This window comes from Verrucomicrobiota bacterium, assembly GCA_039027815.1.
Classification (GTDB): domain Bacteria; phylum Verrucomicrobiota; class Verrucomicrobiia; order Verrucomicrobiales; family JBCCJK01; genus JBCCJK01.
This window is the reverse complement of record JBCCJK010000031.1, coordinates 23475-35097: the sequence shown is the minus strand read 5'-3', so window position 1 is coordinate 35097 and position 11623 is coordinate 23475. Positions and strand designations below refer to the sequence as shown.

Genomic DNA, 11623 nt, shown 5'->3' with positions numbered 1-11623 from the left:
TTTCTCCAACACTTCGCGCTCTTCCTTGCTCAATTCCAACGGTGCTTTCGGTCGTCCTTTTGCCATACTTGCATACTCGACCATCGGAGAAAAAGTACAAATTATCAATGATACTTTTTTCCCTAACAGGACACTAGCAGCACTCGCGTGGGCCGCCGCAGGAAAAGACGCCAGGGATAGAAGCGTAAAAGCGCCCTTTCAACGAGCGCTACAAGGCCTTCTCCATGATCTCATAGTTTCGCCGGACCACGTCCTTGGCGTCTTCTAGCAGACCAGCGGACATGAGAGCGCTGTCGAGCAGTTGCTCGGCCACGAGCTTGGCCAAGTCCGCGTTCGTTTCCTTCGTCTGTGCGAGCTTCTTGATCAGGGTGTGACGAGGATTGATCTCTAGCTCTACCTTGACCGACTCGCTGAAGTTCTCATCCATAGCCTTCATCATCTGGCGCATTTGGGCGTTCATGCCATCTTCGGGCACGAGGGCCACAATGGGGCTGTCCACGAGGCGCTTGCCGCTGTCGACGCGGGTCACCCGCTCTCCCAACGTGTCTTTTAGGAACTTGCAGAGCTGGTCGACTTCCTTCTTCTCAAGGGCCTCGCCCTCCACGGGCGCCTCCTCCAGCTCGACATTCCCCCGGTCGATGGAGACGAGTTTCTTGCCGTCCACCTCTCCTAGCGAGTTCACGACATATTCATCGATGGGATCGTCAAAGAAGACCACCTCCAAACCGCGTGCCTTGAACGCCTCCAAATACGGGCTGGCTTCGATCTGCTCCCGGCTGGCGCCGACGAGGTAGTAGATTTCTTTCTGCTCTTCCTTGGAGCGATCGCCGTATTCGGCAAAGCTCGTCAGCTCGCCTTTTTCCGTCATGCTGGATTGGAAACGGAGCAGCTTGGAAAGCGCCTCGCGATGGGTGAAGTCATTCGCGATTCCCTCTTTCAGGAAGCGCTGGAACTGCTTGTAGAATTTGGCGTATTTCTCGGCGTCGTCCTTGGCCTCCTTGTCGAGCATTTTGAGGACGCGCTTCGTGATGACCTCGCCCAGCTTTTTCACCAGCGCGCTGTCCTGCATGCTTTCCCGTGAGATATTCAGCGGCAAGTCCGCGCTATCGATGACGCCCTTCACAAAACGGAGCCATTCCGGGAGCAGGCCCTCCGGATTGGGATCGATGAGCACCTTGCGGCTATAAAGCGCCACCCCGGGGTCCATCTGCCCGAAGCCCATGCGCTCCTGGTTTTGGCTTGGCAGGAAGATGAGCGAATTGATGGTGATGGGCGCGTCCGCATTGAAATGGAGACGGTAGAGCGGCTCGTCGAAGGCCTTGGCCTGGAACTTGTAAAAGGCGCCGTATTCCTCTTCGGAAACCTCACCCTTGCTCTTGAGCCAGAGGGCCTCGACCTCGTTGATGCGCGTGCCGTTCAGGAAAATCGGGAAGCCGACAAAGTTGCTGTAGGTCTCGATGAGGTGCTTGATTTTTTCCTCTTTGGCGAACTCGGCATACTCGTCTTTGAGCTCGAGCACCAGACGGCAACCCCGCCGCTGGCCGGGCGCTTCTTCGATTTCGTAGCCGCTCAATCCATCGCTCGTCCAAACGAGATGCTCGCCCTCCTCCCGCCAACTGTGGGTGTAGACTTTCACTTGGTCCGCCACCATGAAAGCGGAGTAGAAGCCCACGCCGAATTGACCGATCATATCCCCGCCGTTGCTTCCCTTGTCCTTGAGCGCTTGGAGGAAGGCTTTGGTGCCAGAGTGGGCGATGGTGCCGAGATTCTCCTGCAGCTCCTCCCGAGTCATGCCGATGCCATGGTCAGCGATCGTGATGGTCTTGGCCGTGTCATCCGTGGTGATATTGATCTCGGTCGAAAGCTTGGGGTCGAAGATTTCCTTCTCGGTCGACTCCACATGCCGGAGTTTCTCCATAGCATCCGAGGCGTTCGAAATGAGTTCCCGGAGGAAAATTTCCCGGTCGGTGTAAAGAGAGTGGATGACGATGTCCAGCAGCTGCTGGACTTCGGCTTGGAAGGTGTGCTTCTCGGTCGTTTCTTGGCTCATGACAAAAAAATAGCGGGCGGGAAACTAGTCATCCTCACCCGCCTGTCAAAAATCTAGCTCCTCCTTCTACACCAGCGTTCTACCAGTTTATCCGGTCGGTTGGTATCAGGATTCAACCCCGACTCCGCTCCAGAAGAATCATCATGAGAAAGGAGAAGAGCAAGGCCATCTCCTGGTCGGGGCTGAGGTCGTCCGCCAGTTTCTCGATCTCGAACTTTCCCTCGAAAAAGGCCGGCTTTTTGGTCAGGCGCATAACGGGAGTCGCTCCCGCCCCGCCGCTCGCCAGGTATTTCGGGTGAAAGAGGACGGCCGAAAGCAGCCCGATGATCGGGAGATCTCCGAGGAGGCCATCGCCCACTTTCGCCCACGGGTTCTCCTCCCGGATGAGGAAGGCGGAATCTCCCTGGGAGACCTCGTAGTGGGCCCGCCAGATTGAGCGCATTCCCTTCCGGCCGACCGACCCAAGCGCCCTTCCATCGGGCAAGGCAAAGGCATACTTGGCCGACCAATCGATGATGCGATCCGCCTCGATCGTGGCCAGGACCTTCTCCTTCGCCTTCGACTGGAAGACCTCGACCTTTTCTTTGAAGCGAAAGAGCTTCTGCCGGACATACAGGATGGGAGTGCCCTCGGCGTCGTGCAGGGTGAGCTGGGGAGCGAAAGCCAGGACTTTGAAGCGCAGATCGAGCGGATACTTCATGCCGAGGACCCCTCTCCGGTTTCCTGGCTCGTGCAATGCGATTTTTTCCGGCCCCCCACCCAAAAAAGGCCCAAAAAAAGGCCGCCGGGAGCGAGCCCGGCGGCCTTAGACACTGGAAAGCGGCCTTACTTGGCCGGGGTATAAATCGGAGCCGGCTGACCTTGGTAAGGATCCGACTTCTTGGCGCAGCTGGCGCCGAAGGTCAGGAGTCCTACGGAAACGGCTGCGAAGACAATAGCTTTGATCAATTTCATAAGAGCGAGCTTGGTTACGTGGTTCAAAAGGTTCCCGGATCGGAACCCCCGACCTAGGACAAAGGTAGCCTAGCCAGAGAACGCGGACTGCCAAGCAAATGTCCTAGCCAATCCTGAGTTGCCTTTTTAGTCGCCTTTCCTAGGATAGCCCGCCGCGCCAGCGGACCCTCTCCCATGAATGCCACCCCGCACATCGCCATCGCCGGAGCCACCGGTGCCGTCGGCGAGGAAATGCTCCAATGCCTGGCCGAGCGGGACTTCCCCCTCCGCAAGTTGACCCTTCTGGCTTCCGCCCGCTCCGCCGGAAAGACCCTCTCTTTCCGGGGAGAATCCATTGAAATCCAAGAGCTTACGAGGAAATCGTTTTCGGAGGTCGACATCGCTCTCTTTAGCGCTGGGGGGGAAATCTCCCGGGAGTTCGCCCCCGCCGCGGCCGAGGCAGGGGCCGTCGTGATCGACAATTCCTCCGCCTTCCGCATGCAAGAGGACGTCCCCCTCGTCATCCCCGAGGTCAATCCAGAGGACGCCCTCCAACACCCTCGTGGTCTCATCGCCAACCCCAACTGCACCACCATCGTGACGCTCATGGCCTTGGCGCCTCTCCACCGGGCTTTCGGGGTCAAGCAAGTCATCGCTTCCAGCTACCAAGCCGTCTCCGGGAGCGGAGCCAAGGGCATCGCGGAGTTGGAATCCCAAATTGTGGCCCTCGCCCAGAACCAAGCCATCGTCCCCTCCGTCTACCCCCGGCAAATTGTTTCCAACGTCATTCCCTTGGTCGAGAGCCTGACGGAGAACGGCTACACCAAAGAGGAAATGAAGATGCAAAACGAAGGGCGGAAGATTCTGCACCATTCTCTCTTTCGAGCTTCCGTCACTTGCGTGCGCGTCCCGGTGCACCGTTCGCACGCCATCTCGGTCACGGCTGATTTCAAACGACCCGTGACCGTCGAGGGCGCGCGGGAGGCCCTTCGGGCAGCCAAGGGCATCGAAGTGGTGGACGATCGCGAAAAGGCTCTTTTCCCCACCCCACTCGACACCACCGGCCGGGACGCCTGTCAGGTCGGTCGCATTCGCAGCGATCTGGTCTTTGAAAACGGCCTCAGCCTCTGGGTCGTGGGCGACCAAGTGCGCAAGGGGGCCGCCCTCAACGCCGTGCAAATCGCCGAACTGCTGCTGCCTGAAGGCTAGCGCCCTTTCTCCTCCCCCGCGCATGTCTGACTTCGATCTTCCCCTCTGGCTGGAGCGGTCCCGCGCCGCCGTGGAAACCGCCCTCACCCAAGCCCTTCCCGAGGCCACGACCGAGCCCCGCACCATCCACGAGGCTATGCGACACAGCGTCTTCGCAGGCGGAAAGCGCCTGCGGCCTCTTTTGACGCTGGCCGCGGCCGAGGCCTGTGGCGGGCGAGCCGAAGACGCCCTGCCGGCCGCTTGCGCCATGGAATGCCTGCACACCTACTCTCTCATTCACGATGACCTGCCCGCCATGGATGACGACGACTTTCGACGAGGGCACCCCACCTGTCACAAGGTGTTTGGAGAGGCCATCGGGATCCTGGCAGGCGATGCCCTGCAAGCCCTCGCCTTCGAGCTGATCGGGCGCAGTCCGGTGGGGGGAGGCTACACCCATGCCGACCTCTTGCGGACCTTCGCCGTGACCGCCGGGAGCCGAAAACTCATCGGCGGCCAGGTGCTCGACCTGCAAGCGGAGGGCCGCGGGAGCGAGGCCACGCTGGAAGAACTGCGTGCCATCCATCTCGGCAAAACCGCAGCCATGATTTCCTGTTCCATGGAATTGGGTGCCATGACGGCAGGCGTGGCCCGCGAGGACCTGGCCGCCATGGCTCGCTTTGGCACCACCGTGGGGCTGGCCTTTCAGGTCATCGACGACATCCTCGATGTGACCCAATCGACCGAGGAACTCGGCAAAACGGCTGGCAAGGACTCGGCCGCCAACAAAGCCACCTACCCCGCCGTCCTCGGACTGGAGAACTCCCAAAACGAAGCGGAAAGACTGACCCGGGAAGCCACCGAAGCGCTGGCTCATTTCGATGGCCGAGCGGCTGCCCTCCGCGCCCTCGCCCATCACCTTCTGCGAAGACGTTCCTAAAAAAAGGCCGGCTTATACCAAGCTGCAGAATTGGCTGGTAGAATAGAGAGAAGGTGGTGCGGGAAAAGGCGCTGAAGCGCGGGGAAGGAAGAGCCGGAGTCTTTCGAGCCAGCCCAGCGTTGCTCCTCGGATACGGTGCCTGCACCGCGCCCTCGTCGCGCCTTGGTCTGGCCCGAAATCCACTCGGCCATTCTACCAGTGAATTCTGGAGGTTGGAATTAGCGGGCCGTCGGCAAGTCGCGAAACTTGACCGATCCATCCTCGATCGAAAGAAATGCGGCCGCCGCCAGGACTGACTCGTCGCTCAGCCCACCGGGCATGACGAACTCCACGCCGTGGTAAGGGCTCTCGGGATCCTGCACCATCACGCCACTGCGCAAGCTCTCCAAAATCCCATCCACGCCCTGGGCCTCGAGACTTTCAAATTCCACACCGGCCGCCCGAGCGGCTGCCACCATGGAGGCGAGACTGCGGGCGTCTTCTTTGGCCCGGCGAAGCCGCAATTCCTGCTTCTCGGCCGGACTCTCTTCCGGCTCGTCTGCCTGCCTGGCTTCGACGGCTTCCCCATCGCTGAGCTCAAGTGCTGCTGGCAGCTCTCCTTCTCTCAAGGTCTCCCGAAGAGCGAGCCGACCCTGCTCCACTTCCAAGAAGCGCACGAGGAGCTCGGTATCAATTTCCCGCAACCAGGGGGCCGCGAAGGTCACCCCGTTAAAGAGGCTGGTGGCGTCACTCACTTTGCGGCCGCGCTCCATAACCGAAACAATGCTCTCGGGATGGCCATCGCCCAGACTCACGAAATCGATGTCCGCTTTCAGGGCCGCGTCCGCGATCCGGACGAGCTTCTCGGCGTCGGCTCTCGCTTCCTGTGTTTCAAAATCCAGCTCGGCCAGGGCGCTCTTGCCGGGGGCCATGGAATGCATCGGCTCCGTTCCGAGCGCTTGGCCATCGCTGCCGCCGTCGGCCAAGAATTTGGAGTAGGCATCATTGGCCCAGACTTCAGCCTGAGCCAGCCAGGGCTGGACTACGCCTTCCTGCCAGCCATACCAGCCAGCGGCGCCCGCTCCCGCCAGAAGCAAACTAAGAGAAGAGACCAGCATCAGGCCTTTGCTCTTTTTCCCAGAAGGTTTTCGGATGGGCGGCAAGGGGGCGGGAGAGGACGGGCGTTCCTGACGCTTGGGCAGGCTTTTGGGAAGCTGGGCACTGGGCAAGGGCGTGGCCTTCTTTTCTGGCTGACTGCCCATCACCGGAGCCACCTTGGACGCCGAGGTTTCCTCCGCCACCGCGGCGAAAAGAGGAGGCCCGGCCGAACCTTCGCTGGCCACCGGAGAGGGCGAGAGAGGGGCGGGGCTGGTAAAAGGAGAGGCGGGGGCGGCCGGAGCAGGGGTGCTGGGCGGCGTGGGGGAAGGGCTGGGAGCGCTGGCGTTTGCGCTCGGAGCGCCAGCACTCTGAGGCAGCACGGAAGCGGCTGTCGGGAGGCCCGGGGCGCTTTTCGACCGATCCAGAATGGGACGCCAATCCTCCTCGGGCAGCTCGCGCAAGCCCTCCAAAATCATTTGGGAATCAATCAGCATGACCCCTTCTTGCTGGGCCAGTTGTCGGGCGGACGGATTGTAATCCAGATTGGCCATGAAGATGGCTTGCGAGATCCCCGCGGACTGGAGCATCGTCAGGAAGGAACGAAGAGACTCGGCGCCCACTTGGGCATTGCGACCACTCTCCCACTGGCAGGCCACTCCGGCCATCTCCTGGGTTTCCTCACTCTTGATGGCAAAGAAACACTTGGGGGGCCAGGTTTTGCCCGAATCCAGCTTTTGGACCTGGTAGCCAGCCGATTGCAGCGATTTCTCACAAAGCTCAAAGAAGGCCCCCGAGTTCAAGCCGCGGAGGAGAGTTAGATCGGGGTCGTTTCCGAGAGTCGGTTCAGGAATGGCCATGGCAGGTCGGGTGCAGATGGAAGAGAAGCTAGCCATAATATTACTGATATTATGGTTTTTAGTCAAATACTTAGTAATTTTGCGGAATTTCTGAGCCGAAAGGCGATTCTGTGACGCAGCTGACGGGTGTTTCCATGAAAAAACCCGCCCACCTGGATAGGCGAGAGCGGGTTTTCTCAGCTTCTTGAAAAAAGGAATTACTTTTCGCCGACCGCGAAGCAGGCGTAGCGCTCGATGGACAAGGTATCGCCAATCTCCTTGCCGACCTTCTGGAGCAGGTCCTGGATGGAGAGGTCGTTGTCCTTGATGAAATGGGTCTCGAGCAGGCAGATTTCCGAGTAGAATTTGCCGATTTTGCCTTCGATGATTTTGTCAATGACCTGAGCGGGCTTGTCCTTCATTTGCTCGCGGTAGACGTCTTTTTCCTTCTCGAGTTCGGTCGCATCCACTTCCTCCCGCTTGAGATAGGGCGGGCGAGAGAAGGCGATGTGGAGGGTGAGATCCTTGAGAAGTTCTTCAAAGACCGGGAGGGTCAAGCTTTCCTCCTTGGTGGCGCAGACCTCGACCAGGACTCCGACCTTGTTGTTGAGGTGAATATACGTCCCGAGACGGGCGGTGCCCTCCACATCGAAGCGGGTCATGCGGGAGACGACCAAGTTCTCACCAATCTCTGCCACCTTAGCCTTCAAGGTCTCCTCGACCGTGCCTTCGCCAAAGGTGCTCGTCTGCGCTAGAAAACCGGCTACCTCGGCCACCGGCTCCGCACCAGCCACGTGCTCGGTGAGCGCTCTCACGAAGGACAAGAAATTCTCGTTCTTGGCCACGAAGTCGGTCTCGCAGTTCACTTCCACCAGCACGCCGGTTTGGCCGTCCTCGGTGATGAGAGTGCTGACGACGCCTTCTTTGACTTCCCGTTCGGCCTTTTTGGCCGCCTTGGCGATGCCCTTCTTGCGGAGGTAGTCGGCGGCTGCCTCCAGGTCGCCATTGGTTTCGAGGAGGGCTGCCTTGCAGTCCATCATGCCGGCATTGGTCTTGTCGCGGAGTTCTTTTACGAGAGATGCGGTGATAGCCATGGGAAATCGAGGTTGAGGAAAAAGGGAGGTCGGGACGAAGCCAGCCTCCAGTCACTTGCTAGGGAGGGGAAGGAGAAAGAGGAGGGTCGCTTAGACTTTGCCGGAGGTGGTGGCGGCGATTGGATCGACCAACTTGTCGAGGATCACGCGGATCGAGCGAATGGCGTCGTCATTGCCGGGCACCGGGTAGTCCACCACCGCCGGGTCGGCATTGCTGTCCACGATGGCCACGATGGGAATGTTCAGTCGCCGAGCCTCCGCCACGGCGATGGTCTCGCGCGCGGAGTCCACCACCACCATGGCATCGGGCTGCTTTTCCATCTCCCGGATGCCGGCCAGATTTCGCAGAAGCTTGGCGCGCTCGCGGGCCAACGAGGCCAACTCTTTCTTGGACATCGATTTGAATTCCGGCGTCTTCTCGATCCCTTCGAGGTAGTTCAAGCGCTTCACGCTGTTGCGGATGGTGGTGAGATTGGTGAGGGTGCCGCCCAGCCACCGGTGATTGACGTAGAATTGCTGGCAGGTCTCGGCCGCTCCTCGGATGGCATCTTGGGCTTGCCGCTTGCAGCCCACGAAGAGGATGCGCTTGCCGTTGGCGGCCAGGTCCGAGAGGAATTTGGACGCCTTGTCGAGACACACGATGGTCTCATTCAAATTGATGAGATGGACTCCGCTGCGAGCTTCCAGAAGATAGGGCTTCATCCTCGGATTCCACTTGCGGCTTTGGTGCCCGTAGTGGACCCCGGCTTCGACGAGTTCGTTCAGTAATTCGGTGCTCATGTAGGTTTTTCAGAGGGCCGCCTTGAAACAGAACGACCAGTGGGTTGGGGGCCCGCCGACATCGGAATCCTCTTGGAAAGACGACCCCCAGGTTGGTTGGAAATGGCGGAAGGGCGGACTCTTAGACCAAGTCCCTTACGGCGCAAGAGGGAATTCAAGCGCATTTGCGGCGCTCATTCGCTCTTCTTGAGGACGGCTTCCCCCGCCCGCCGGATGGCCTCCTCATCCAAGCCTTGGCCGATGAGAACCAAGGTGGGCTCAATGGCCGGTTCAAAGTCGATCGGGTAGCAGTCCACCTGCTTCTCTCCCTCCACTCGTTGGAGAATTTGTGGCTGTTTCGGTGAGTCCGAAAAACGGACCATTCCCTTGACCCGAAGGACCTCGTCCGGCAGCTCTTGCACGAAACGTGTCAGCGCGATTTCGTCGACGGGCGACTTCACCGACAACTCGAGCGATGCGAAGTGGTGATGGCCCGCTTGGTGAGCATGGTGGGAGTGAGAGTGGGAGTGCGAAGAGTGCCCCGAAGAGGACGGCTCGCATCCCGCGCGACCATGGGCCCGCGGAGGAAGGGGCGAGACCTCGGCTGCCAAGGCCTTCAATTCGTCGGCCAAAGTGGCTGCATTGATTCGGGAAGCGACCGCGTTCGTCTGGGCCAGTGACTCCTCGACCTTGGCGCGTCGCTTCTCACAAAGACCTTCCCAGCGAGTTACCTGCAGGTGAGTGGCCGTTCGCACTTGCTCGGCTTCCAGGCCATTGTGCCAGAAGCGTTTTTGCCAGCGGCTGGCGTCGACCAGGCCCACTTGCAGCGGCAGGGTGAAGCGCTCCGTCCGGCGATCGAGCGTCAAAATTTCGATGAGTTCCGGGGTATCCGTGGTGCCATTGGCCTCGATCAAAAGAACAGCCCGTTCCGCTTCGGGCACCGCCGCCACGGCCTCCAAAAGTTCCTCCTTGGAGCCGCAGCAGACACAGCTCCCGCTGATGGGCTGGATTTCCTCCACCAGGCCAGCGAGCGAGGCCGCGTCCACCTCCGCATTTTGGTAGTCATTGAGAATGACATGGGGCTCGACCCCGCGCTCCCGCAAGAGCGGCAAGATGGCTCGCAAGAGAGTGGTTTTTCCCGAGCCGAGAAAGCCCGTCAAGAGCACGAGAGGTGTCATGCCCACTCCCTCCCCAGCCGCCTGAGATACTCAAACGGGTAAATGCCGGTATCGTGACCATCGCTAAAGAAAAACAGCAAGGCATAGCCCCCCACGATCTCCCAGCGCTTGACCTTGACCCCGGGGAAATCCGTCTGGGCCGAGCCGCCGATGCGATTTCCCAAAAGGTCACGCTCCCCCTTCATCTCGGCACTGGGCGAGGCCGCCCGCAGCTTCTCCATCGGCAAATAGGTTTCCTCTCCATCGCTCCAGCGAATGGCCATCTCCTGGCCGACGGCTTGAATGTCTTCGGGCTTCATGGGGCTTGCAGCCACTGAGCGGCCTGCTTCGCGAAATACGTTAGAATAAAATCAGCCCCCGCCCGCTTGATCCCCAAAAGCGACTCTAGAACGGCCGCCTTCTCATCCAGCCATCCGCCGGCCGAGGCCGACTTCAGCATGAGATACTCGCCACTCACTTGGTAGGCTGCAATCGGGAGCGAGCTGCGTTCTCGCAGCGCGGCAATGACATCCAGGTAACTTCCGGCCGGTTTCACCATCAGCAGATCCGCCCCCTCCTCTTCATCCAACTCCGCCTCCCGCAAGGCCTCCCGCACATTGGCCGGGTCCATCTGGTAGGTCTTCTTGTCGCCCGCCTTGGGAGCGCTCTCGAGGGCCCCTCGGAAAGGCCCGTAGAAGGCGGAAGCATACTTCGCGGTGTAAGCCAAAATCGAAACCTGCTCAAAGCCTTCTGCATCCAACTCCGCCCGGATCTCTCCCACCCGTCCGTCCATCATATCACTCGGCGCCACCACGTCCGCCCCAGCCCGGGCCTGGGTCAAGGCCTGGGCGCAAAGCGCCTCGACCGTTTCATCATTCTGAATCTCAATCCGCCCTCCTGCGCGCGCCACCAAGCCGTCGTGGCCATCGGCATTGTAGGGATCGAGCGCCACGTCCGTCATGACGGTCAAGTCCGGGAACCGCTCTTTGATCTGGGTGATGGCGCGCGGCACCAAGCCTTTCTCGTTCCAGGCTTCCTCCGCCCCGGGTGTCTTGAATTCCTCGGCGATCGCTGGGAAAAGAATGACCGCCGGAATCCCCAGAGCCACCGCGGACTCCAACTCCTCCAGGAGTCCCGGGACACTCCAGCGCGTCTGGCCCGGCATGGAAGCGATGGCCCGGTCTTCCCGCCCATCGTGCAAGAAAACCGGCCAGACCAAATCCCCCGCCGAGAGACGGGTCTCGCCGACCAACGAGCGGATGGAAGCCGACTTCCGATTCCGGCGAGGGCGAATGGGTAGGTCCATCTTGCCCTATCTTACGGGCGGGCCGGGGGCGCAAGGTGGGAGGAAGTCAAAACTTCCGCAAAAGCCAGAGAAACAGGACCGCCCCGGCGCAGGCTGCCACCAATTCTCCGATCAGATTGGTGGGGCCCAGTCCCAAGAGTCGGAAGAGAAAGCCACCCAAGACCGCTCCGATCATTCCGAGGACGAGAGACTTGAGAAGGCCCAAGCGCTTTCCGCGCATGACTTTCGAGGCCACCATCCCGGCGACCAAGCCCACCAGAAGAAACCAAAAAAATTCCATCAC

Annotated in this window: 12 protein-coding genes; 2 read left to right on the top strand and 10 right to left on the bottom strand. The window is 60.2% G+C overall.

The window, feature by feature from the left end:
* Positions 1–208 precede the first annotated feature (208 nt).
* From htpG to AAF555_09200, 3 genes are all read right to left on the bottom strand, one after another.
* On the bottom strand, positions 209–2050 hold the full coding sequence (htpG, locus tag AAF555_09210) for a molecular chaperone HtpG (protein MEM6911750.1): 1842 nt from the start codon (positions 2048–2050) through the stop codon (positions 209–211).
* A 112-nt stretch (positions 2051–2162) separates the two neighbouring features.
* Positions 2163–2750, bottom strand: coding sequence for a hypothetical protein (locus tag AAF555_09205; protein MEM6911749.1), 588 nt, complete (start codon positions 2748–2750; stop codon positions 2163–2165).
* Between the two features lie 125 nt (positions 2751–2875).
* Entirely contained in the window at positions 2876–3004 is a 129-nt protein-coding gene (locus AAF555_09200) for a hypothetical protein (protein MEM6911748.1), read from the bottom strand.
* 174 nt (positions 3005–3178) lie between these two features.
* Between AAF555_09200 and AAF555_09195 the strand changes: the two genes are divergently transcribed.
* Both AAF555_09195 and AAF555_09190 read left to right on the top strand, forming a co-directional pair.
* Positions 3179–4192 carry an aspartate-semialdehyde dehydrogenase gene (locus tag AAF555_09195; protein ID MEM6911747.1) on the top strand — a complete coding sequence of 338 codons (1014 nt, stop codon included), beginning with the start codon at positions 3179–3181 and terminating at the stop codon, positions 4190–4192.
* Positions 4193–4214: 22 nt separating this feature from the next.
* Positions 4215–5111: a polyprenyl synthetase family protein gene (locus AAF555_09190; GenBank protein MEM6911746.1), complete on the top strand. Its 897-nt coding sequence runs from the start codon at positions 4215–4217 to the stop codon at positions 5109–5111.
* A 218-nt stretch (positions 5112–5329) separates the two neighbouring features.
* Here AAF555_09190 and AAF555_09185 read toward each other — a convergent pair whose 3' ends face one another.
* The 7 genes from AAF555_09185 to AAF555_09155 form a co-directional block, all read right to left on the bottom strand.
* Complete coding sequence (locus tag AAF555_09185) at positions 5330–7081, bottom strand: restriction endonuclease (protein ID MEM6911745.1); 1752 nt, start codon at positions 7079–7081, stop codon at positions 5330–5332.
* A gap of 161 nt (positions 7082–7242) precedes the next feature.
* Positions 7243–8118: a translation elongation factor Ts gene (tsf, locus tag AAF555_09180; GenBank protein ID MEM6911744.1), complete on the bottom strand. Its 876-nt coding sequence runs from the start codon at positions 8116–8118 to the stop codon at positions 7243–7245.
* 90 nt (positions 8119–8208) lie between these two features.
* Positions 8209–8898 (bottom strand): 30S ribosomal protein S2, encoded by a 690-nt coding sequence (rpsB, locus tag AAF555_09175; GenBank protein ID MEM6911743.1) that lies wholly within the window; start codon positions 8896–8898, stop codon positions 8209–8211.
* A 173-nt stretch (positions 8899–9071) separates the two neighbouring features.
* Positions 9072–10055: a GTP-binding protein gene (locus AAF555_09170; protein MEM6911742.1), complete on the bottom strand. Its 984-nt coding sequence runs from the start codon at positions 10053–10055 to the stop codon at positions 9072–9074.
* Positions 10052–10354 carry a DUF971 domain-containing protein gene (locus AAF555_09165; GenBank protein ID MEM6911741.1) on the bottom strand — a complete coding sequence of 101 codons (303 nt, stop codon included), beginning with the start codon at positions 10352–10354 and terminating at the stop codon, positions 10052–10054. Before AAF555_09165 ends, AAF555_09170 begins: the two co-directional genes overlap by 4 nt.
* Positions 10351–11340, bottom strand: a complete 990-nt coding sequence (gene hemB, locus AAF555_09160; GenBank protein MEM6911740.1) for a porphobilinogen synthase — start codon at positions 11338–11340, stop codon at positions 10351–10353. Before hemB ends, AAF555_09165 begins: the two co-directional genes overlap by 4 nt.
* 46 nt (positions 11341–11386) lie before the next feature.
* The gene (locus tag AAF555_09155) at positions 11387–11620 is read right to left on the bottom strand and encodes a GlsB/YeaQ/YmgE family stress response membrane protein (GenBank protein ID MEM6911739.1); all 234 of its coding nucleotides are present in this window, start codon (positions 11618–11620) and stop codon (positions 11387–11389) included.
* Between the last annotated feature and the right edge of the window lie 3 nt (positions 11621–11623).